This window comes from Methylotuvimicrobium sp. KM1 (genome assembly GCF_044788715.1).
In the GTDB taxonomy this organism is placed as follows: Bacteria; Pseudomonadota; Gammaproteobacteria; order Methylococcales; family Methylomonadaceae; genus Methylotuvimicrobium.
This window is the reverse complement of sequence record NZ_CP173170.1, coordinates 1,450,055-1,471,042: the sequence shown is the minus strand read 5'-3', so window position 1 is coordinate 1,471,042 and position 20,988 is coordinate 1,450,055. Positions and strand designations below refer to the sequence as shown.

Sequence of the window (20,988 nt, the reverse complement as noted above, 5' to 3'; positions counted from 1 at the left end):
TGAATTTGATACTGGCATCAAAGAATTCTGATGAGTTCAGAACGATTAACGACATGGCTGTGGAATTTGGTTTTTGATGCGAAACAGAACTATTGATCATCGATTTTAGGAGTTTCGATGAACCGCCGTATGGTAGTAGCGGTACTTCTGATAGAGGTCAAATCGATTAAAAAGTAGACACCTTTATCTAGCCATTGATATGATCGAAAGAAAGAATGCTTGCACACAGACTTTTCCACAGATTTTGTGGATAACTCAATCGCTCCGGAACTTTATCAGGGTACATAAATTAATTCCGAAATCCTAACGAATCGGTATGGAGGGAAATATGGAAGCGTTTTTGGTAGCGACCGTCTTGGTCGCCTCATTTTGCACGTTGGCAGTATTTTACCGCGCGAATAGAGTGTTGGCTGCCCTACCCGCCGACAAGGCTGCCGTTTTGTCCGGAAAAGTCGTTTCCCTCATGGTCTCTGCCGGCAAATGGCTGACCGTTGCCGGCGGCATCGGCACGCTGCCGCTGGTCGCGTTGTTGGCCTTTGCGCCCGATGTTCCGGGTTTCCAATGGGTTTCTGCCATCGGGTTCGCCGGCTGCCTGTCTTTCGTTCTGGCGGCATTACTACTGGTTCCGGCCGGCTTGATCAACGGTATTGCCCATTCGGTCCAGGTCAAGCACCTGGCCGTCGGCGGCGCTCGTTTCGTCCTGGATAAAGGTCTGAGTCTGGCTCGCCAAAAAGCCTTCTGGCTTAGCCTGGCCGTTATTACCGTCGTTATTGCTTTCCTGCCCTGGATCATCGATCTGTTGACCTTTGTGGGTTATGCTTGGCTACTGTTTATCGCTGGGCGGTTAGGTTTATTCATAAACACTGAAAAAGAAGATTCCTCTCACTATTTTTCACGGGAATATAACTATGCAACAGGTAAATGGGACAATGGATATGATCCAGGCGGACTTTACGACTGCTGGGATGACTAAAATTTACCTTTTTGTAATTGTGCTCTTAGCTGCATTTCCGCCTTTTTTACCAGCATCTTCTGGTGAGCCTCTAAGTTCGCCGCTGGCTTTGTTAATTTCGCTCCCAACTCTAAACCCCGCCCAAGTCAACAACCCCGACCAAAACAACGGCATCACAACAAACAGCCCGCCGATCACAAAATCGATGATCATTTCGACGAGCAGGTTGTTCGTCATCAATTGCAAGTTGTACCAGGACGGTTTGATTGCCTCGATCAAGTTGTTGTCCAGCCAATTGGCAATCGCCCATAGCACGGTCCAGAACTTGACCGAAAAAACGATGATCGACATGAAAATGATCTTGCCGGGCTGGTAGGACGAAAACCAAAAGTAAAACGGCATCAAGGCATAAATCAGCATAAGAACAACGGCCTGGATGATCGGGGCCGCCGCTTTCATTGCGTATAGCGCCGGATAAAACGACACGGCTTCCATGAAGGAGCCCAGCGTAGCGCCCGCCGAGCTGGCGGCGTTGGCAAAGCTCGCTTCGTTATAGCTATTCAGATTCCCGAGTCCATTGAAAGCCGTTTCCTCCCGGCTGATCAATGTCTGGATCGCGATGTTTTCAACCTCGTCTTGAGCCTTGCCCGTTTTATTCGCGACATATTGTTTGAACGTCGCCAAGGCTCCGGCATCGATCTGGTCGGCCAAGGCTTCGCGCAGCCCGATGCCATTGATGTGGCCGTTTCCGGTCCACCATTGCGCGCAGGTCGGTTTACCGTCGACGGGGATATACACATCCGGATCGTATTCCCGGTCCCGGTTCGGGTCGTAAGTAAAGCCGGGGACCGTGGCGCTGGCCCGGGCGGTCTGGTAAGTCCCGTTCAAAAAAAACTGCGAACCCAACCAGTTCAAATCTTCCTGCGGCAAGTTATTGGGATAAGGCGGGTTATGGTCTAAAAACATCGCCATCGCATGCCGGTAACAATCCTTATAAAACAGTTGGACCTGACGGCGCAGTTGCGGGTCTTTGACACGCGCATTATCGATGCTGAACGACATCAGGCGGATATTATGGGTACACGGGATTGCCAGGATCGCCGCATCGTTGATGCCGCCGGTCACTGCCAGAACAGCGTACCACCAGATTGGAACCAGGGCGTTATTACCGCCAAGCGTCGCCGCCGTAAACGTTGTGTCGTAGGTTTTTCCGGTGTTGCCGCCAACCACCGCGTTGCCGCCCGGACTGCACGCCTGGGTATAACTCAAGTTGTTGTAACTGACGGTCATGTAAGGTTGGATAGCGATCACCAACACCGCGAACATTTTAACGGCATCGGTTTCGATGCGGCGTAATGACACAGACGACGCATCCTTGGCTTCCTGGCTGGTAATCGGCTCGACGATATTGCGCAAAAACATCCCGATGAACGGCAGATACGCCAGACCGGTATCGATGAGAATATCCCAGAATACGTTGTACATCGTCCAACCGAATTGCGTGAGATAGATTTCAAGATACGAAGAAACGCCCATGACTGTGCCTATCACCTAGAAAGATTGTCGATAAATTGCGCGACGACGCCGTGCAATAGCACCGCTTCCATAACCAACAGCCACAACGCCATACGCCACCGGTAACTCAACATGAGCGCCAATTGTTCGCCGCTCAAGCCGGCCCAGGCAGCATAGATCACCGACCAGCGAGGCCAGCCGATGATAATCATCCAAAACAAGCCGATCCGCCAAACCGCCAAGGGCCATTCGGCAGACTCGACCGCCCGCTTAATCGTTTCGATCGGATAATAATGACTGGCGACCATCAGCCCGATGGCAATGGCGAGTGAAAGAACCGCGGTTAACCATAACGACCCGGTAAAAACTTGCCGGCCGCGATTCCTAGCCCATTGACCCTTTTCAGAAGGTTGCCCGTTCGTTGGTTGTTGATGCGTCATGGGTTTATCGCTCCATCCTCTATGAGTGAGTCCTCGGAGCCTGCTGCGGGATTAGTCGATTGAGAGCGATTGTCGTGCTCCGCTTGCAATCCTAAAATCGCGGCCGGCGTTTGCGACGCCAACTCGTTATGAATCCGGCGCTCGTACATGATGTCGTTGATTTCTCTGTCCAGGCGCGATATGGATTGCTCGATTTGCGCCGGGGCTGGCGAGTTGGCGACATTCGGTTCGCGGCTGGCGGTGATCAGCATGCGCCGGATAATCAATGCCTTTTCGACGACTTTGGCCATCGCCACCTCGGAGGCCAGCTTGCTGACCGCAATCGATTGCTCGCCCGGCTTGAGCGACTGGATCGCGTTGATCACATCCTGGTTAATCAGAACGGCGTTGCTCGATACGTCGCCTAGATTTCCGAGGGTGGTTTGCGCGTTGCCGGTGACCAGATCAATCAATTTTTGCATGGCATCCGTCATTTCGCCGGCGATTTTCGGCAGTAACCCGTGTCCCGGCACCGTTTCGACGGGCCGGTTGTCATGCGTGTAGATATGCGCGTCCCCCAACACATCAACCGCCCATTCCGACGCGTCTTTCGGCTGTGCGAAGACTTCGATCAGGCGCTGCGGCTTGGCGTTGTTGGGGCTATTCGGGGCTGAATTGTCGTCCGCCGACCTGTTCAGGGTGATGTTGTAGCCCGCTTTCACCACATCAGAGGTCGCCTTGATGGCATCCATGTTCTTGCCGCCGGCTTTTTTACCGCCAATCCAGGGCACGCCGTTGTCGCCATTACTGCGCTCGACATTCTCTTTGGCTTGCACCACGTCGACATTGGAACCGCCGTAGCCGTTCGAGCCCATTTGCACTTTCCAGTCGACGATCTTCGACAAGTCGGTCCATTCGGCATACGGATTGAGTCCTTGCTTGATTTCCTGTTCATATTGCTCGCACGATTTATTCGCCAACGATAAGATCGCTTCCACGCGAATCAAGGCATTCTGAAACAAATCGTACAATCCTGGATCGATGCGTTGCATGATCAATGCCGGAAGCCCGCCGATCGCCGCTTGCACTGCGCCGATCGCGCCGTTGACGAGATTATTGCCGGTATTTTGCAGATCGTTCATCAAATTGGTCAGTCCCAGCATGGGGTCGAAATTGCCGCAACTGTAACCGAGGCCGTACTCTAACGAACCATTGAGCGCATGGGTTTGCACATTGATATTGGGCGGCACCGATATCGATCGAGCACCGCCGATTTTGTAATAAAATTCGCTGTTGTCACCGTTCGACAAGGGGATCGCCAGGCAAGTGTTAGCGCTCAGCAACAGCAGCAAGCCGATAATGGCAAACAATCGTAGGTTCATAACGCCCTCCATGTAATCGCGTTTTAAACAGGTCATCGCGTGTTTAATGGGTAATGACCGGAGTCGGAAACGGCATGAAATCAATGACGACCAACGCTCCGTCGTCGATTTCACAACAGGTGTAAGGCCGCCACAAGGCAAAGTAATATTCGCCATTATCCGCAACACGCCCACCGCCCCAACCTCGGAGACTGACGGTGTCGTTTTCGCCGAACACGATACATTGCTCCAATTTCGGTTTCATCATCTGGAACCACCCTTCCTCGTTGGTGTTTTCCTTCAGTGCGCCCGGCGACCAGGTCAGTTTTTGATCCTCGACGAATACGGCCTGCCCGCGAATGCTGTCGTACACATGCGACTCCCCGTCGCGTGTAATGATATCGCCGACCCGTTGCGCCACGACGGCAGCGGATTTCGGCTGCGAATGCTGGGTCGTCCAACCGCCGCGTGGATACAAATGCCCCCATACGTTCAAAGGCCAATTGCCGATTTCATGCACGCCAGGAACCCATGCACCCAAGGTAAATGAGTCAAGGCCGCCCCAGCGCCAGGCGGGCACATCCAGTTTCGACCAAAAATAGGGTTCCGCCGCCGTCGTGTTCGATGGACAATAGATTTGTCCGGTCAGCGGATGGCCGGCTGACCAGGCGCTTTGAAAAATCAGATTCTGATGATTGCGGTTATGCGTATCGATGCGTTTGGGGTCTTCCACCCGGTCGACGCCATCCGGGTTCGTGACTTTGATCAGTACATCCGGATTGAAATGCCCAACCTTGAGCGTCACGTCGATATCGCAGCCGAACATCGTGCAAACGATCCAGATACACGCACCGACGACCCGAAGTTGAATGCATTCGTATTGCTGGGCCGACGTTTGCGCGGCGACCAAGTTCGCGCAGAGAAAAACAACCCACAACAGTCTACGCATCGTAGCTTTCATGGATTGTTCCTCCGCCATTCGCGGTAGATCGCCACCGCGCGATTCAGGTCGGTCACGCCGTACACTACGGCCCGGCCGTGGTCGAATACGATGGCGGGATAGCGGCTGATCCCGTATTGCACCCCTACGATTCGTCCTTGAAATGCCTGCATGAAGTGTTTTTGGACGGCCTCCATGCCTTGCTCTTTGAAGCGCCGCTCCAATGCGGCTTTGGCCTGCTCTTGATCGGGCGGCAACCCGATTGCCAGATTGGCCGTCAAGCGTTCAGCATCGTCGAGATTGTAGATTTTCACCTCGATGCCCTGCCCGGCCAAAGCGTCGACGCCGGTCAACGAGAATGCGTCGCTGTGGATCGCTTCGATAACGAGTCCTTGTTCATCGGCCCGCACAGGTAACGGCATGACTGCCGTCATGACGCTCACCGTCAAACCAGGGACGATGATCATGGATTTAATGCTGGTCATCGATTTCCTCCCGGCGCCTGAAGCTGATCTCTTTTGCCACCTGTTCGACCGCCTCGATCTCGCTGCAACCGGTCTGCTTCATGATGCGGGCCCGGTTCGCCTTCTCGTCTTTTTCGGTCATCGCCAACGCCAGCGCCAACGGCGGCGGCACGATGCGGAACAGCATCGCTTGTTCATCGGTCAACACCACGCCTTCGGTAAACTGCTTCGGTGATTTTCTGGCCGCCAGCAGCATGTTTTTCTCCTCGTCGCGCAAGTCGCGAAACCGGGCGATTTGCTCGACCTCCTCTTTCGGCATGACCAGGCAAAACCACCACTCCAGCATATTGAGCATCTTCTTGCTGGCATCCGGGAAATCTTCGAGATTTTGTGTCGCAATCCAAAACCAGGCCCCCAATTTCCGCCACATCTTGACGATCTTGATGACATACGGAGCCAACAGCGGATTGGTGGTGATGATATGCCCCTCGTCGGTGATCACGATCGTGGGCCTGGCATCGTTCTGATGCCGTTCCACCAGATCGTGAATATGGTTCATCAAGCCGATGTAGGCGACGGTCAATTGATCTTCGTAGCCTTCTCGGGCCAGGATGCCCATGTCGACCCAGGTAAAATCCACATCCGGCCAGCGCACGCCGGGCCGATTGAAAAAATGACCGGCCAACCCGGAACAGAACAACTCCATGCCATCGGCCATGTCTTGGACCCGTTCCCGGCGGCGGTCTGCCAAACCCTCCAGGTTGCGCAGCGCATGCACGACATCCTGAGTCAACACCTGGTCGCGCCCGGCTGCCTTGACGTTCTTCGCTGACTCGTGAATCGCCCGGCGAATCAACAACCGGTCCGCGCGGGTCATGCGATTGTCCTCGCGTACGTCGCCGCCGGTGATCATGATGCGGGCGGCAATCTCCATTTCGCCCAGTAAATCCCGGTTGTCGTCCTCGATGTCCTCGTTATCGAAATCGTTGTCCGGATCGTCATCAAGGTCGTTATCCTCTTGCAGCTCGAAATCCAGATCCAGGCGTTTCTGGTCCAACAATTTCAGGGCTTCGCTGAACGGCGGCAAGCTGACATCCGCACCCGGCAGCATCGACACACGATTGGTCGTGACGCCCTGGCTTGCCAAATACTGGCCCAGCAATCCGAACGAATTGCCGGCCTCGATGATGAAGATGCGGGGGCGGTAGACCGCCATCATTTGCAGGATCATGTACACCAGCGTTGCGGATTTTCCGGCGCCGGTCGGCCCGAGGATCAGGGCGTGGGCGTTCTTCTTGCGGTCCTGAGGATTCAATGGGTCCAACATCAAGGGTTCGGCGCCGCGGTTGAAAAACAACAGTCCGGGATGGCCGGAACCGGTGGAGCGGCCGTAAACCGGCATGAGATTGGCGCAGTGTTTGGAAAACACCAAGCGGGAGCGCCGCGCTTCGCGCTTGTCGTGGTCGTACTGATAGCCCATCGGCAGGTTGCGGAGATAACTGTCCAGCGGAATCAAATCGTCACGCTCCATGATGGGTTGCAATCCGTTCGACAACAGCAAGGAATTGACCTTGTTGATTTTGCGGTGTAAATCGGGCTCGTTATCGCCGCGCACATACAGCGCCAACTGGACCGGAAACAGTTTGTTGCCTTTGGCGATCTCCATCACCGCTTTCTCGGCGTCTTGCGCCGCCAGTTTCGCTTCCGGATAATCGCCCACCGAGCCGTGCTGGACCTGGCCAAGATGGTTGCGCACGAGGTCCTGCGCCGCGACGACGAGGGTCATCGCCACGACGGTGTCCTCCGGCATGCGGTCGAACATCGCGTAAATGTGATCGCCGCTACTGCGTTCGGCTCCAAACAAGCCGATATCCGGAATCTTCCGAAGTCCTTGCACGGTGACGGTTTTGTGCGGCATCCCGTCGAACCACCAAATGCCTCGATCCGCGTCCGAATGCGGCATGCCCAGCATCAGGGTTTCGGCGAATGCGTAACCGAACGGCATTTCCTCATCGCCGGGGTACTGCGCGACATTCCGCAGCACGGCTTCGCTATCGCCCTCCTCGACCGCCGGTTTCGGATTGAACCAGCGGAACATCCATTCATACAAGTCCTTGCCGCCCAGCCGAGTCAGGCGAATGCCGGCCGTCGTCATGGCGGTAGTCAGCTTGGCGGACGCATCGTTCAATTCGTCCTCGGGCGGCAGTTGGTAATAGTCGCGCGTGCCGGCATGCTTGGCCGGCTTGCGCCGGCGGTAGAGCGTCGCCCGGATGCGCCGGCGTTGACCACGCCACGGTCCGCCCGTGACCATTTTGTCGTTGAATGCGCCGCCGGTTTGCGAAATGGTCTGCAAATGATCGTGCAATATCGTCAAGTAGCTTTGGCTCAACGCGCTTTGTTGCGCGCGAGGATCGAGATAACGTTCAACCTCGTCGACGACGCCGAGCAGACTGGGCTCGTCTTGCAGGAACAATTGAAAGATCCAGGGCGAGTCAAGTTCCTCGGCGATCGAGGTCAATACGGTTTGCAGTTTGTCGCGCAGTTCGACGATGTATTTCGCCGTTCGGCCTTCGGTACCGATGCTGCCGATCTCGAACAACGCCGCGACGCTGTAACCGTCATCGAGTAAAAAGCAGCGCGTCTGCGGACAATATTCCAACCACGGCAACAAATTGGTAAACGAAGCCGGCCGCTCATAAATCTGCCGCATCCGTGTTTCGGTCGGCGCTCTGTCGGTGGCCCGGCGTCGAAACCGGGTGACATCATCCTTCGGTTGAGTTTTAGCGGACGGTTGAGTTTTAAAGGAAAAAATCGCCATCAATAGCCCTCCTCGCGCTCGCCCGGCAAGGCGTATTCGGGTTTCTCGTAGAAAGGGAACGCCGTCGAATAACCGGGCACGGGATGACGTTCGCCGCCGCTCAAATGCGGAAACACATACAGGATCAAGGTCTTATTGTGCAGCCTCGGAAAGACTTGCCGAATCTCCGACTCGGCGTCCCGTGTATAATTGAACAGCTCCGAAGTCTCCGGCTCACGCCGCGCCGCTTCCCGTTCAATCAATTCGCCGCGCGTCGCGTCGAGTTCGTCCCGACCGTGCTCGGTACCGGAAAAATGTTCGCGGTAAACCTCTTTCATGGTCGGTCCGTCCTGGGGCAAGATCGATTCTTTGTCGCCGGTTGCGCAGCCCGCCGTCATCAAGATCAGACTCAAGGTACACAGCGCGTTAATCCAGTAATTCGTCGTCGGTATTTTGATTGAAGGCATAATGGGTTTTTCTCCCGTCCGGTTCATAATTGATCGGTAGTTCGATATCGACGTGGACGGCCAACTCGGCGCCGGTATCCACGTAAACCGCATCGAACGATTGCGCCGCGCGTTCGCGCAAGTATTGGCTCACTTCGTTTGCGCCACCGGCCAAGGCCTGACCGGCCGCAAACTGGCCGGCATCGCCGGTGATCACCGAGGTGGCCACGCCTTGCCCGAGCGAGACGGCATTCGTGGTTTGGCTCTGGCTGAATGCGCCGGCGGCCGCTTCGGCGGCGGAGGCCAGAATACGCCCGGCTAAATAGTCCGGCGCATTACTGATTCTGGTACCGGTCACGCAGGGAATGCCGCGCCGGTCGGATATCCAGCCCATTTTCTGTGGTTGACCGCCTTGTTGTTGACCTTGTTGCGAGGCCTGTAAGTTCTTGGTCGTATCGACGGAAAGCTCCCGGATGGTGCCGTCGGCAAACACATAAGTCACCGAGATAATTTCCCCCCGAACACAAGAGAGCGACCAATCACCGGTCGCCTTGCCGCTGAATACCATGCCGTCAAGCCCCGGCACCTCGATGCCGTTGGCGGCCAGGTTGTCGCGGCCGACGATGACCTTGAACGGAAACGGGTCTTCGACCACGCCCTTGAACGGAATCCGGCCGATCAGCGCGGTCATGCCGGTCGAGCCGATGAGTGTAGCGTTGCGCGGCACCGTATAGACCGGCTCGTCCGGTTCGGCTTCGTCCAATTTGGCTTTTAGATAATTCTCGGTCGCGCTGCTTGTTCCAAGCAATCCGCCGGTGTCATCGGCCGGGTCGTTACCGCTTTTCGATAACGCGGGATACACCAAATTCCCCTGGCGGTCTTTGTTCGTGCCTAGCGGTTCGATCCAAACGATTTCCGTAGGTTTGGGCAGGGTAATTCCGTCGCCGGCACCGATGCCGAATCCGATCGGGATATCGCTGCCCGATGCTTGTTGTGATGCGCCGTTTTGCGCTTCGCTCAATTCGTCCAGCCGGTTTTTGAAAAAATCGAGTTTTTCAGTCAGTTGGCCGAATGCGGTGGAATCCTCCTGACCCTTCATTTTTCGCATTTCGTCGAGCACCTCCGCCCTGACTTTGCTTTCAATCTCCTGGCGCTGCCGCAACAGTTCCTGGTTTTGCATGTGCAGCTTTTCGGATTCGTTCTTGATCGAGGCGACTTGCGCCGTCAGTGTACGAATCGTATCCGCCGGCGAATCCGCGTCGGGCGTGCCGGCGACCGGCACCTGGTCGAGTTGAATGTTCTCGCCGCCGCTATCGATCGATTTGACGGCGACAAAGACCAGCATCACACACACCAAGCCTGCGATAATCGGCAATAATTTGTTCGATGGCATCTACATAATCCCCCGTATCATTTCATGAAAGGGACGATCGGAGACCAGATAGACGGCCGTCGTATCGGCCTCGGAACCGGAGGGATGCAGCCGGACGTGTTGAAACGTCGCCGCTTTCCAGCGTCCGCGAATGCGCCGTGGATCGAGCTCCACCGGCGCATTCGCGGTATTGCGCAGTTGCACGGCGGTGACGTAAAGCGCGCCGCCCTGCCAGCTCGCCACCGGCACCGCTTCGATCGGCTCGCCCCGGATCAGATTGTGCAGCGCGCGCCGAGTCACCACGACCCGATGAATACTCGGCGAGGCTTTCAGCATCCTGAACGGCGCATATAACTGTTGGGCCGCAAAGCGGGTTAAGGTGACCAGTCCCGGTGCTTTGCGAGGTTGACGGGGATTGCGGTGTTTCCTATCGCTGTCGGTTTTCTCGACGCTCTGCGCTTGCCTGTTCAGCACTTCGATCGGATTTACCGGCAGACTCAGCTCCTGGCTTGCGCTGAGGTCGACTAAATAAATGCCGCTACCGTCGATTTCATGAATTTCGATACGTTGCGCCTCGAACGATTCGTTCGCCAACCAATACACGGTGCCGTTGTGGCTTTGCGTTCGCACCTTGCCGGACAGTCCGGACGGCATGCCCACGCGCACGTCGCCGGGAAACGTAACCAGGCGCTCCTGGCCGACCGGCAAGGTGATACTGATCGGCAGCTTGTCCCAAAACAATCGCTCGATTTCCGACGATCCGGCCACGGACGGAAGTAGGCCATGGAGAATCACTACCAAAAACAAGCACTCCCTTTTGATCGAAAAACCGTATAAGAATAAAAGGCATGAGACGTGTCTATCGAGGACCGCCGTGAACCCTGCACCTAAATTATTCCAGAAAGTTGAACATAACCAATGGGCTATGGAATTTAGGTGCTGGTTGGACCCATCCATGGGAGCTTGACGGCAGCGTTCCCTGCTGCTGACATTATCGCTAGCCACACCCCACACCTTCATAAAGTTGACCTTCATTTGAGTATATAGAGCGTAGAGTAGAAATACCGGCCTCCCTGTGTTGTGACCTTTGTCCATCATGTTGCTTTTTTCGCCTCTTGGATTCATGACGGTCCCCCTGATTTATCTTCGTTGTTCAGCCGCTGCGGCCCTTCGCCGCCGAAGCCGTCCAGAGCCAAGCCCCACGGGTTGATTTCCGGATCGACATCGTAGCGCACAACGCGAATCGGATAGCGGATATCCAGGCTTTTTACGTCCATGCCGCGCACCGTTTCCTCGATCCGAAAATCGAGCCAGACCAACCAAGTATTGCGATCGAGCACGTCGACCCGGCGCTCTTCATAGCCGTGACCGGGGATGAGTTGAATCCCTCGAACCCGGCCGCTCAATTCGCCCCGCTTGCCGCGCAGTTCCAAATCATGGGTTAGAAATTGCCGAAAATCCGGGGTCAGATACGCCGCCATGCGGAATACTTGCTTGCCGTAATCGGTTTCGCCGTTTTCCTCCCAGTGGTTGAGTTGCTGAAAGATATAATGGGCGAAGGCATAGACGTTCGGCGGCGGGACTTCATCGAGCTTCAACAACGCGCCGGAACGCAGGTCCGGAGGTATGTGCAAGCGAATGTCGTGCCTCGACTGGTGCCAGCCGTACCACAGGCCCACGATCAGTAAAAGTTGAAAACCGATCACGATTCGCAATGAATGGATGTGCGATTGGAGCGTACTGTTTTCGTCCCGATAGCGCATGACGACACCTTATCGATGAGAGTGAAACGAACGCGGAAGCGTGACTCCCAAGTCCCACGCCCCTTGCCTGGCAACCAACGAGGATGAGCGCAGGCCCAGTTTGTTTAGCTTGAGTATCAGAAAATGCTGGTAATAAAAGTCGGGACGGCCGCGTTTGATCCGTTGAAACCACGTCGATCCGAAATAGATGGTCGCCAGCACGCCTAACGCGGCGATTCCCAGCCCCATCACTGCGGCTCCGAACAGCGCGGCGAGCAGGAGTCCGGCAGGCAACCAGAACACGATGGCGCAGCACAAAATCATGCCCAGCTCCGAGTTGGTGCTGCCACGGAAGATGACCGGCTCCTGGTTGAGCCGGTCAGCCAGTGTTTCCGTGCTGACATCTTGCTCATCCATCGATTAAATGACGTTCGACGCTTCGGTCAGCAAGTAGCTGATAAAAATCATCACCCCCGCCGCGACGACGGCGGTTAACCCGACTTCGCCCCATTCGGCCCGTCCCGCTCTGGCCTCGTTGAATTTGGCGATCGTAATCCAACCGATCCATAAAAACGCCACGACCGCGATAATCAGTCCGATGACGAGCCCGGCGTCCTTGGCATAGCCCTTGATCAATTCTAGCCAATTGCCCGCCGCCGGGGCGTTACTGGGAGCAACCGGCGCCGGCAAGGCCGCTTGCGCGTGGTCACTTGAAATCGCCAATGACAGAGCGACGAAAGCGGTGAGTTGATGGGTGGATTGCCCTATGGTGTTGAGTAGTGTCTTCATGTTTGATGTCTCCGTTATGTAAGAGAGTGAGAACAACGAAATTAGGTAACTTTATGTTGCGTCAACGGATGAAAGTGCCCACGAGCAAGACCACAACGATGGCTCTGAGCACGGAAGCTGTCATGTCATAAAAGTCTCCTTTCCTGGTTTGCCAGGCGTGATAGTGCGATTTCGTGATCAAGACCAACCAGAGCAAATAAATCACCGCGAATATCACCGCGATCCCGAACAACAGTTGTCCGGGATTGGCGATATTGCCGGTCGCCTGCGTGAAGGCGGCTGTTTGCTGATTCGTCATGTCAGTGCCGGTAGTCGCCTTTCAAGGGCGGAAAACTGCGCGGCTGCGTCGATGGGGCCGATAAATGCTCTTGAATCCCCAAAACCATGCGGTCGAGGTCTAATGCCAACCAGTCATATTGAAATTGCACTCTGGCGTCACTGTCTGCCTGGGCTTTCGCTTCGGCGATCAACGGCTTCAAGGATTCAATTTCATGCTTGATTTTGGCTAACGCGGTACGCTCGGCGTCGCTGTCGGCTAAGGCCGGAACAGGACAAGCCAGCAGAAGCAAAAGCTGAACAATACATGCGATACTGGTTATTTTTCGGGTCATGTGGATCTCTTCGCGATTCGATCGGAGTAGTGATTGCTTGACGGTTATTGTTTACATCCAAATGCAAAAAAGCCACAGAAAACCCTAACTAAAATCCCGATGGGTTTTTATGGCCGATTGGATGGCGTTTCTTTTTTTTATACGCATCCTCTGCTAATTCGCGTACCCAGGATCGAAGTTCCTCCGGCACCTTTTCCAGGGCGACCAATCGTTCTTCCCGACTGTTCATCATCACTATTTCATTGGCGTACTGCCGGGGTCTTTTGGGTAACATGGCGAGACTTCTCGGGAAAGTTACAAATATTTTTTAAACGTCGACGACATCACCAGGAGCGATGCCGCGAACAACACGGCGAACGGCAGAACGACCAGATTGGGATGCACGCTCACAGGAATCGCGAGATACACGATCCAGGGCAAAATCAACGACGGATAGAGCGCTTTTTTGGCCCAGTGATAGACGAACGACGATTCTCTCCCGCCACTCCAGCGGCGAATGTCGCGTTGCACCAGTCCATCGACCAATCCCGTCGCGCCCAACAAGACGAATGCCGGCATCGCCAAGGTCAATACCGCCAGACGTACCCCGAATATCTGCGTCACGGTCATGGCGGCCAGAACATACGCTTCGGCCATCTGAAACAGTCGATGCAGACTTTTTCTAAAATTGCGGGAATGGGTTTGGGTAGGCGTAGCCAGCCAAATCACGGCGGATTGAATGCCCGTTTTTTTGAAGGTCAGATCGTAAAAATGTTTGGAAAAACGCTCGGCATAGCGCACCGGACTCTCGACGATCGCGCTTCGCTGGAAATCGCGGTTCAAATACTGCAATTCCTGTTGCAGCATGCGTTCGCTGTGGTCCACGCCCGGCTCGTCCCACAAACCGGTCGCCATGCCCACCCACTCGACCACAATCGAAAAGACCAGCGTCAGAATCAGGTACATCACGATCTGGAGTACGCGAATCAGTGTCGTCGCAATAATGCCTTGCTCTGCGGTTTGCTGTGCCGACGCCGGCCGTCGTTTGGTCTGTTCCGCCATGTCAGCCGGCCCACCAGTGGTCGCTGGTCAAATAACGGCGCTGCATTTCGGCGGCCACTTCGCGCAGGTTCTTCGGCATCATGTCGTCCTCGCTTTTGGAGGGCAGCGGCATGCGGATTTTCCATAAATTGCCGCCTTCGAGCAGCGCGAACGCCTGGCCTTTCGGCAAGGCCATCACGTTGGCCGGCGTGATCAACGGGACTTCGGTCACCGATATGCGGTCTTGGTTGGTCGAGGTGAAATCGACCTTGGAAGTCGGGTCGGCGGTGTCGTTGACGCCGGATACTTCGGTCACGGTGGTCACGTTACAGCTATCGACTTGACTGGTCAGCATTTCCGCCGTAGCCAATTCCTTGACTCTCAGCATGATCAGCGTATTGAAGTTACCGGCGACCTGCCCGGCTTTGGCCTTGCTGCCGATTCGCGCTTCCACGTCGGACCAGGTTTGCGTATAAGCCGTCACCTGAAACCCGGACCCGCCGGCTTTGTTCAGCAGCGGAATGAACTCGTCGCCGATCAGTTCGTTGAATTCATCGGCATGCAGCGAAATGGTCGGCATGTCTGGCGCTTGTTCCGTTTCCGGCATGCCACGGTCGGTGCCGTGTTTGTAAATTTCCCCCGACACCGATACCAGGTCGGCAAACATGGAATTGCCGACCGCCGAAGCGACCGCCGTGTCGGACAGCGCATCCAATCCGATATAGACCACGCCCTTGCGGCGGATGATCTGCCGCCAATCGATGATCGGGCGATCGTCCTCCATGTCTGTGTAATCCGGTGAGATCAATGACGCGGTTTTGCCGGAGATCAATTTTTCCATCAGCGGCAGTAGCGAGGCCACGATCTTGTCGAAATAGGTTTTGTCGTACTCGAAGGCGGAGCGCAGGCCGTCGGCCACCGGATCGTACAATCCGTTCTCCTTGGCATAACGAACTAAAGCAATCGCCTCGTGCGACCTGCCTTTCAACGCGAACGGCAGATCCCGTTCATTAATAGCTTCCGCCATGCGCTGGACTTCCTGGACCCACTCGACCGGTGCGACATCCGGCAGCCATTGCCGGTAGTATTCGATCAGCAGGGGTTCGATATGGGTGATGTAACGCGTGATTTGCCGATAATCCGGACGCCGGCCCATTTTGACCAGGGCCACCGCGATCATGTTCGTGAAACGCCAGGCGAATTCCCGGAAGGCGGCGGAATTGCCTTCGCTGGGCAAAGCATTAGTCAGTCGCGTGGCGACTTCGGTGATTCGGGAAAAGTTGCCGATCGCATTGTAACGGCACGAGATATCGGGATAGCCTAAATGGAAGAGGTAGGTCTCGTCGCTACGACCGGCCCGTTTGGCTTCTGCGACCACTCGTTTCATCAGATCGGCGTCGCCCTTCGGATCGAACACGATCACGGTATCGCCCCGGGCGATATCCTGCGTAATCAGGATTTCCGCCAATCGCGTTTTACCGACGCGGGTGGTGCCGAGCACCAAGGTATGGCCGACCCGTTCGCGTAGATCCATCGTGACATCCTGCTCCCGCATTTCGACGGCGTGAATGTGCGGTTTGCCGCCGACCGGCGGCAAGGGTCTGACCGGGTTCCAACGGGATTGGCTGCGCAACAGTTTGGCGACTCTATTGAGCAGGAAGGTATGTTCCCATTGCGACTCCCTGCGTCGGGCCCAGCGATACAACGTGGACGGCTCGACGTAATGCCGGACTTTCGGATTCAGGGTGTCGCGCAATCGTTGCGTATGTTGTTGCCGCCACAGGAAGCCCTTGCCCAGAAACAGTCGGCGGCGGCTGACCGGAATATGCTTCGGCTCGACGACATATTCCGGCATCCGGCGCATGTTCCGTTGATAACGCAGAACAGTCAGCGCGTCGAACAACCGGTAGATTCCAAACCCTGTCAACAGTAAGGCCGACAGATAACCGACCGCCGGCGTCATCATGATCGCCCAAGGCGCCAAGGCGGAGATCAGCGCGATACCGAACGCGCAAAAGGCGGACCACAGTTCGATCGGAGGACGCAGCAGCGCTTCTACGGGATAATGCTTGTTCATTGCTCGATACGGTTTTTTGAAATCAACACGGGGTAATGCGTCAGTTCCAATTTTCGGGCGATCTTATCGCCCGGCACCGGGTTGACTTCCAGTCCTTCGGCGGCTTGCCTTAATTGACGAAGTTGATCCTGATTCTCCACATTGACGACGATGCCGGTCGCGCGATGCCGTTTTAGCGGTTCCAGGTTATGCCGAAGCCACTTGAGCGACAGCTCGTCATAGCCGACGATGAACACCGGGCGATCGAGTCCGGGCCGATCGATAACGCGCGATTGGACGGGCCCCGGCGTCAGCGCCTGGCTGAGGACCGGCAGCGGATCGACGTTTTGGGGAATATCCGGTAATCGTAGGGATTGTTGATAGTTCGGTGGGCTGATTTGCACACGGTCCGGCATTGGCTGCGTATTGCCGGCGTCGAATAGAACCACCGGCTCGCTGTTGGCTGCCGTGCTGAATAGCGCGATGAGGATGAAACAGACAGTGACGCAACGCATAACGGACTCCTTTTGCTGGAGTCGTCATTGTTGTTAACCGGGATGAAATCGACAATAAAAAACCCTTAATCCAATTTGGAAGGGTTTTTGTTGGCTTGACTGCACTCTGTGCGGTGTACTATTTTTTTAAAATCAGCCTAATGACACCGTCTGAATCTGGATCGAGCCATGAGTTAAGATGTTATCCTTGGATGACTATTCTAAAGCGGACACAAAGAAATAATTCATTTTAAATCGGCTGAACATCTGGTTACGACCCAAAAGCTACATTCAATGCTTCGCAGTCAATGTCGGCAGGGGCTCAATAAGCAGTCGTTCAACGTGAAGTTAAGTGGGGTCGGTAGTTATTTTCCTCTTTAGGGGGGGGGGGCTCAAGCCGCTCACTCTCTGCATATTCAATCTCAATGGGGATGGAGCGCAGTTGAGCGTAACCACCCCCTAAGGATTAAACGTTTTGTTTAATCGTCTTCATCAGTGGGGCTATCCATCTCATTTTGAGTTTTATAATATTCATCTTCGAGATTATCCTTCTCTTCTTGGAATTGCTCCTCATCAGTCATATCTTCTTGGCTCTTTTCTTTTGTCATGATAATAATCTCCTTTTTGTCACGATAAATGAATGTCAAACACTACGTGACCTCGCGCCAAACGTCGCAAATAACCGGACGCAAATGAAGCGTAGCGAAATTTGCGGTCCGAGTTAATTTGTTATCAATAGTTAAATATCAATATCATCAGGGTCTTCACCTCTGGATATCTTGTCTTCTCTTATCTCTTCAATATCCTCTTCTGATAATTCTTTATTGGATAGAGGAAGAATAATGTTTGCCTGATCAATTACCATCTCTATTTCAGATTCGTATTTATCGGCATCTAAATCATCAAGAGGTGATCTCAAAAAATCATCGGATAAATCATCCTTCAAGCCCATGTGATCATCATGAAACGCATACACCTTGTCAGTCTGGCCCAGATCAACCAAGTCATCCACTAGTGCACCAACTATTTCGTATTCTTTGTCAGGGTTAAATGGACCGCCATCACCTAACGCTTTTGCAACTTCGCCAATATCTTTAAAAAATTTTTTTGCCACTTTTATTGATCTCCTGTTGAGCCAGGTTGATAAAGGTTGGAAACAGGCTCAATGTTTCCCGTTTCGCAGTATAACCACGCATCAAAGTTATGCAACTTAAATGAGATTATTGAGATTAGTCGAGATAATCTCATAATGAATCTCATTTGACATTGATCTCAAAAATTATAAAATGGCTTCATTCCATCCATGACGGAGCTATCATGCGCAATCCCATCAGATCATCGCCGGGGTTCAAACTTTACCCTTCCTTCAACAAGGTCGCCTCCGAGTTGCAAAAGAAGTGGCCGGAGGTATTCGAGAACAATGGCATTAAGACGCGCTCGCTGGGCCGCAAGATCGGCGAACTAAATAGCGGCGATCCCACCTGGTGGCTCACACGGAAAGAGGAAACTAACTGCCTAATCGAATTGCTGGAAATAGATCGAGACGAGCTTGGCCTGCATCAAAAAACCGGCCGGCATATTTTCGCCTTGTCGGCGTTTCCTGATTTTCCGCCATTGGATTTGATGCGCGAAGACTACTGGGAAGTCGCCAAGCCCGAACTGCTGCTAGAGGACGTATCACAAAATAACGACCGCTACGCCAACAATCCAACGCTTGATGCTTGGTTGTCTCCGCAAGGCGGCAGCCCTTATCCCATTAAAAAAGTCGAATGGCTGTATGTGCGAGACGAAACGGAGTATCAGTTGTTGACACGCAAGCAGGAAGTAAGGGGGGGGCATCAGTTTGCGTCCCGCAAATCCTTGAGCGAGGCCATCGAAAAAGACATCGAGCTTGTGCGCAATCAAAAACCGTTGATTTTGGCAATACGCGAGAAACCCGAAGTGAGCGATCTGGAGAAGTTGATTAGCGCTCGCCAGGCCGCACCAATACTGGTTATCTCGCCGTCGCCGCTGTTGCTGCCGAACCTGGAGGAAACCGAGCAGGCCAAGGATGAGGAGTTAGAGAAGACCAAGCAGGCCGAGAGGGACAGGCACCGCTATCGGCTCGAGCAGCTCAAGGGGAACGTCAACAGCTGGAGATGGACCTTACGACCAGACTGGCATGCCAAATTGTTGCAATGGCTGGAGCAACGCTTAAAGGAGCTTGGTATCAAAGAAACCACCTTCAGCAGCGGAGGCACTCAAAAATTGCTGCAAAAATTAGATCCCACCGGAAAATTGATAGATAGTGTTGATGATGCGTTAGCGCTGTGCCAAGCCATGCACGAGAAGGGTGAAATTGCACTGATTAAAGAGTTAGAAGGCGGCAAGGACGACGTCGACGAGCTATTGCTCCAACTGTTCAATCTCGACAAGTCCAGCTTCGACTTGATCCCGCAACTGATCGAACAGCGATGGAAACATTGGAATTTTGCATGGGAAGGCGAACTGGACGAAAACGACTGGAAAAAAATCATTGACGATTTGTGCAAATTCGAAACTCTGCAGGGTCAGCAACTGATCGTGCGGGACATGGGGAAGAAATATGATTTCCAACGTCCCACCCTGATCCGCTTGTTAATGTGTGAACAGCTGAAGGCAGCATTGAACAAGGGCGATCTTACCACTTGGGCGCCGGCGTGTTTCGACAATCAACGCCGCCCCTTGGTGGATGCCGCGCTGGACGCAATAAGTATCGGCCAACTGGAACAACTCGCCGCACCACTGATCGAAACCCCCGTTTCGGCCGAGACTATCGGAGCCGGCGAAGCTTTGTTCGTGGCCATCGGCCGCCGAATCATCCGAGAAGAAGACATCGGCGACGAGCTGCCCAGACTGGCTAATTACGTCTTCAAGCATATGACCTTGGAAGATGGAAAGCTTTATCCATCTTCGCGTCCACTGGAAAATATGGCGCAGGTACTTGAATGGATATGCGTCTGCTGGGCCTGGAGTCTGGCGCCCTCACCAGGCACGAACTTGCCGCCAAACTGGTATTTTCCCGGTTGGTATAAAGATCTGCCGCAAACTGTGCCTGATTGGCTCGACTTTATTGCCACTAATTTCTTCAGCCAAGACATGACGATACCTATGCGGGACTTCCTATCGGTGGTCACGCGCTGGCTCGCCCGCCACGGAACGCCGCCGACCTATGAAAAGATGCCATCGTTGTTCAACGCTGGACTGCTGGCGAGCGCAGCCAAAGGCAAATGGCTTGCTAAGTGGGAATGGTGGGCCGGCCTACTTGACTCTCCAGTTACCGAGCAAGCCTTGCTGAATCAGGTCAAGTCTGACAATCCATCCGTAAATTTACGCACCGCAAAGGCATGGTGGCCTTCGCTGGTTAAGAATCGGCTGAAAAAAAGTGAGGTAGTCTGGACCGATCCACTCTTTGGCTCCAGATTATTCACTCGCGACAGCAAAAATCAAAGTTATTCTGCTCTGCTGAACTGGGTGATGAAGACAATGGATGAGAATGAAGTGACCGTACTTACCGGACTAGATGAGGAAGACCGTATATTCCTGATAAAACATCCAGACGAGCTATCGACATCCATCAAACGCCAACTGCTGGAATCGTTGGCGACGAACTTTCCGACAGACTGGCATTTCATCTCATTCTTGAATTTTTTCCAACCTTACGGCTCGGAGATGGCCGGGAATGCGAAGATGTTCCTCGAAAATGAACAGCTGGGCGCTCAGGCTGCGGAATATCTATGGAAATGGGCGCCGCAGGAGGCGAGGCGACTAATTAAAAATCGTGACTATAACAGGAAGGCCCAGCGTCGCCTCATCCTTGCCATCCCATCGTCCTCCGTCATTGGCGAAGCAGTCGCTCTGCTAAGGGATGATCCAGCACTGCTAAGTAACGATGATAAGCAGAAATGGGTTCGCCGGTTTCTGCCCGACGCCCGCCAGTACGCTCAGGACTTGCTGCAATTATTGAATATTAAACCCGAGGAGTAAGGACC

At 54.2% G+C, this 20,988-nt stretch carries 22 protein-coding genes; 2 read left to right on the top strand and 20 right to left on the bottom strand.

Annotated features, from left to right (window positions below; all coding sequences use genetic code 11):
* Positions 1-328 precede the first annotated feature (328 nt).
* Positions 329-973: a hypothetical protein gene (locus ACINK7_RS06350; protein ID WP_404360468.1), complete on the top strand. Its 645-nt coding sequence runs from the start codon at positions 329-331 to the stop codon at positions 971-973.
* Between the two features lie 3 nt (positions 974-976).
* On the opposite strand, the gene ACINK7_RS06345 is transcribed toward ACINK7_RS06350, so the two are convergent.
* The 20 genes from ACINK7_RS06345 to ACINK7_RS06250 all read right to left on the bottom strand — a co-directional run bounded on the left by ACINK7_RS06345 (position 977) and on the right by ACINK7_RS06250 (position 18,092).
* Positions 977-2,488, bottom strand: coding sequence for a conjugal transfer protein TraG N-terminal domain-containing protein (locus tag ACINK7_RS06345; RefSeq protein WP_404360467.1), 1,512 nt, complete (start codon positions 2,486-2,488; stop codon positions 977-979).
* A gap of 11 nt (positions 2,489-2,499) precedes the next feature.
* Positions 2,500-2,907 carry a hypothetical protein gene (locus ACINK7_RS06340; protein ID WP_404360466.1) on the bottom strand — a complete coding sequence of 136 codons (408 nt, stop codon included), beginning with the start codon at positions 2,905-2,907 and terminating at the stop codon, positions 2,500-2,502.
* Positions 2,904-4,268 (bottom strand): integrating conjugative element protein, encoded by a 1,365-nt coding sequence (locus ACINK7_RS06335; protein ID WP_404360465.1) that lies wholly within the window; start codon positions 4,266-4,268, stop codon positions 2,904-2,906. The genes ACINK7_RS06340 and ACINK7_RS06335 overlap by 4 nt, the downstream gene beginning before the upstream one ends.
* Before the next feature lie 43 nt (positions 4,269-4,311).
* The gene (locus tag ACINK7_RS06330) at positions 4,312-5,208 is read right to left on the bottom strand and encodes a TraU family protein (protein ID WP_404360464.1); all 897 of its coding nucleotides are present in this window, start codon (positions 5,206-5,208) and stop codon (positions 4,312-4,314) included.
* Complete coding sequence (locus ACINK7_RS06325) at positions 5,205-5,672, bottom strand: TIGR03757 family integrating conjugative element protein (protein ID WP_404360463.1); 468 nt, start codon at positions 5,670-5,672, stop codon at positions 5,205-5,207. Before ACINK7_RS06325 ends, ACINK7_RS06330 begins: the two co-directional genes overlap by 4 nt.
* Positions 5,659-8,469 carry a conjugative transfer ATPase gene (locus ACINK7_RS06320; protein WP_404360461.1) on the bottom strand — a complete coding sequence of 937 codons (2,811 nt, stop codon included), beginning with the start codon at positions 8,467-8,469 and terminating at the stop codon, positions 5,659-5,661. The genes ACINK7_RS06325 and ACINK7_RS06320 overlap by 14 nt, the downstream gene beginning before the upstream one ends.
* Positions 8,469-8,915 carry a TIGR03751 family conjugal transfer lipoprotein gene (locus ACINK7_RS06315; RefSeq protein WP_404360460.1) on the bottom strand — a complete coding sequence of 149 codons (447 nt, stop codon included), beginning with the start codon at positions 8,913-8,915 and terminating at the stop codon, positions 8,469-8,471. Before ACINK7_RS06315 ends, ACINK7_RS06320 begins: the two co-directional genes overlap by 1 nt.
* Complete coding sequence (locus ACINK7_RS06310) at positions 8,875-10,287, bottom strand: TIGR03752 family integrating conjugative element protein (protein ID WP_404360459.1); 1,413 nt, start codon at positions 10,285-10,287, stop codon at positions 8,875-8,877. The genes ACINK7_RS06315 and ACINK7_RS06310 overlap by 41 nt, the downstream gene beginning before the upstream one ends.
* Positions 10,288-11,061, bottom strand: a complete 774-nt coding sequence (locus ACINK7_RS06305; protein ID WP_404361417.1) for a TIGR03749 family integrating conjugative element protein — start codon at positions 11,059-11,061, stop codon at positions 10,288-10,290. It abuts the gene before it with no gap.
* 326 nt (positions 11,062-11,387) lie between these two features.
* Positions 11,388-12,029: a PFL_4703 family integrating conjugative element protein gene (locus ACINK7_RS06300; RefSeq protein WP_404360458.1), complete on the bottom strand. Its 642-nt coding sequence runs from the start codon at positions 12,027-12,029 to the stop codon at positions 11,388-11,390.
* 9 nt (positions 12,030-12,038) lie between these two features.
* Positions 12,039-12,425 (bottom strand): TIGR03750 family conjugal transfer protein, encoded by a 387-nt coding sequence (locus tag ACINK7_RS06295; protein ID WP_404360457.1) that lies wholly within the window; start codon positions 12,423-12,425, stop codon positions 12,039-12,041.
* A gap of 3 nt (positions 12,426-12,428) precedes the next feature.
* On the bottom strand, positions 12,429-12,797 hold the full coding sequence (locus tag ACINK7_RS06290) for a TIGR03745 family integrating conjugative element membrane protein (RefSeq protein ID WP_404360456.1): 369 nt from the start codon (positions 12,795-12,797) through the stop codon (positions 12,429-12,431).
* A gap of 61 nt (positions 12,798-12,858) precedes the next feature.
* The gene (locus ACINK7_RS06285) at positions 12,859-13,095 is read right to left on the bottom strand and encodes a TIGR03758 family integrating conjugative element protein (protein WP_404360455.1); all 237 of its coding nucleotides are present in this window, start codon (positions 13,093-13,095) and stop codon (positions 12,859-12,861) included.
* A 1-nt stretch (position 13,096) separates the two neighbouring features.
* A complete protein-coding gene (locus ACINK7_RS06280; protein WP_404360454.1) occupies positions 13,097-13,408 on the bottom strand; it encodes an RAQPRD family integrative conjugative element protein in 312 nt (103 codons plus the stop codon).
* 88 nt (positions 13,409-13,496) lie between these two features.
* Positions 13,497-13,682: a hypothetical protein gene (locus tag ACINK7_RS06275; protein ID WP_404360452.1), complete on the bottom strand. Its 186-nt coding sequence runs from the start codon at positions 13,680-13,682 to the stop codon at positions 13,497-13,499.
* Positions 13,683-13,702: 20 nt separating this feature from the next.
* Entirely contained in the window at positions 13,703-14,449 is a 747-nt protein-coding gene (locus ACINK7_RS06270) for a TIGR03747 family integrating conjugative element membrane protein (protein ID WP_404360451.1), read from the bottom strand.
* A 1-nt stretch (position 14,450) separates the two neighbouring features.
* Positions 14,451-16,505 (bottom strand): type IV conjugative transfer system coupling protein TraD, encoded by a 2,055-nt coding sequence (gene traD, locus ACINK7_RS06265; protein WP_404360450.1) that lies wholly within the window; start codon positions 16,503-16,505, stop codon positions 14,451-14,453.
* On the bottom strand, positions 16,502-16,999 hold the full coding sequence (locus ACINK7_RS06260; RefSeq protein ID WP_404360449.1) for a PFL_4695 family integrating conjugative element protein: 498 nt from the start codon (positions 16,997-16,999) through the stop codon (positions 16,502-16,504). Before ACINK7_RS06260 ends, traD begins: the two co-directional genes overlap by 4 nt.
* A gap of 458 nt (positions 17,000-17,457) precedes the next feature.
* A complete protein-coding gene (locus ACINK7_RS06255) occupies positions 17,458-17,586 on the bottom strand; it encodes a hypothetical protein (RefSeq protein WP_404360448.1) in 129 nt (42 codons plus the stop codon).
* A gap of 131 nt (positions 17,587-17,717) precedes the next feature.
* Positions 17,718-18,092, bottom strand: a complete 375-nt coding sequence (locus ACINK7_RS06250; RefSeq protein ID WP_404360447.1) for a hypothetical protein — start codon at positions 18,090-18,092, stop codon at positions 17,718-17,720.
* Positions 18,093-18,295: 203 nt separating this feature from the next.
* On the opposite strand from ACINK7_RS06250, the gene ACINK7_RS06245 reads away from it, so the two are divergent.
* Complete coding sequence (locus ACINK7_RS06245) at positions 18,296-20,983, top strand: hypothetical protein (protein ID WP_404360446.1); 2,688 nt, start codon at positions 18,296-18,298, stop codon at positions 20,981-20,983.
* The last annotated feature ends 5 nt before the right edge of the window (positions 20,984-20,988 follow it).

Coding starts and splice junctions, on each gene's coding strand:
- ACINK7_RS06350 (WP_404360468.1), top strand. CDS start 329: ATGGAAGCGTTTTTGGTAGCGACCGTCTTGGTCGCCTCATTTTGCACG.
- ACINK7_RS06345 (WP_404360467.1), bottom strand. CDS start 2,488: ATGGGCGTTTCTTCGTATCTTGAAATCTATCTCACGCAATTCGGTTGG.
- ACINK7_RS06340 (WP_404360466.1), bottom strand. CDS start 2,907: ATGACGCATCAACAACCAACGAACGGGCAACCTTCTGAAAAGGGTCAA.
- ACINK7_RS06335 (WP_404360465.1), bottom strand. CDS start 4,268: ATGAACCTACGATTGTTTGCCATTATCGGCTTGCTGCTGTTGCTGAGC.
- ACINK7_RS06330 (WP_404360464.1), bottom strand. CDS start 5,208: ATGAAAGCTACGATGCGTAGACTGTTGTGGGTTGTTTTTCTCTGCGCG.
- ACINK7_RS06325 (WP_404360463.1), bottom strand. CDS start 5,672: ATGACCAGCATTAAATCCATGATCATCGTCCCTGGTTTGACGGTGAGC.
- ACINK7_RS06320 (WP_404360461.1), bottom strand. CDS start 8,469: ATGGCGATTTTTTCCTTTAAAACTCAACCGTCCGCTAAAACTCAACCG.
- ACINK7_RS06315 (WP_404360460.1), bottom strand. CDS start 8,915: ATGCCTTCAATCAAAATACCGACGACGAATTACTGGATTAACGCGCTG.
- ACINK7_RS06310 (WP_404360459.1), bottom strand. CDS start 10,287: ATGCCATCGAACAAATTATTGCCGATTATCGCAGGCTTGGTGTGTGTG.
- ACINK7_RS06300 (WP_404360458.1), bottom strand. CDS start 12,029: ATGCGCTATCGGGACGAAAACAGTACGCTCCAATCGCACATCCATTCA.
- ACINK7_RS06295 (WP_404360457.1), bottom strand. CDS start 12,425: ATGGATGAGCAAGATGTCAGCACGGAAACACTGGCTGACCGGCTCAAC.
- ACINK7_RS06290 (WP_404360456.1), bottom strand. CDS start 12,797: ATGAAGACACTACTCAACACCATAGGGCAATCCACCCATCAACTCACC.
- ACINK7_RS06285 (WP_404360455.1), bottom strand. CDS start 13,095: ATGACGAATCAGCAAACAGCCGCCTTCACGCAGGCGACCGGCAATATC.
- ACINK7_RS06280 (WP_404360454.1), bottom strand. CDS start 13,408: ATGACCCGAAAAATAACCAGTATCGCATGTATTGTTCAGCTTTTGCTT.
- ACINK7_RS06275 (WP_404360452.1), bottom strand. CDS start 13,682: ATGTTACCCAAAAGACCCCGGCAGTACGCCAATGAAATAGTGATGATG.
- ACINK7_RS06270 (WP_404360451.1), bottom strand. CDS start 14,449: ATGGCGGAACAGACCAAACGACGGCCGGCGTCGGCACAGCAAACCGCA.
- traD (WP_404360450.1), bottom strand. CDS start 16,505: ATGAACAAGCATTATCCCGTAGAAGCGCTGCTGCGTCCTCCGATCGAA.
- ACINK7_RS06260 (WP_404360449.1), bottom strand. CDS start 16,999: ATGCGTTGCGTCACTGTCTGTTTCATCCTCATCGCGCTATTCAGCACG.
- ACINK7_RS06255 (WP_404360448.1), bottom strand. CDS start 17,586: ATGACAAAAGAAAAGAGCCAAGAAGATATGACTGATGAGGAGCAATTC.
- ACINK7_RS06245 (WP_404360446.1), top strand. CDS start 18,296: ATGCGCAATCCCATCAGATCATCGCCGGGGTTCAAACTTTACCCTTCC.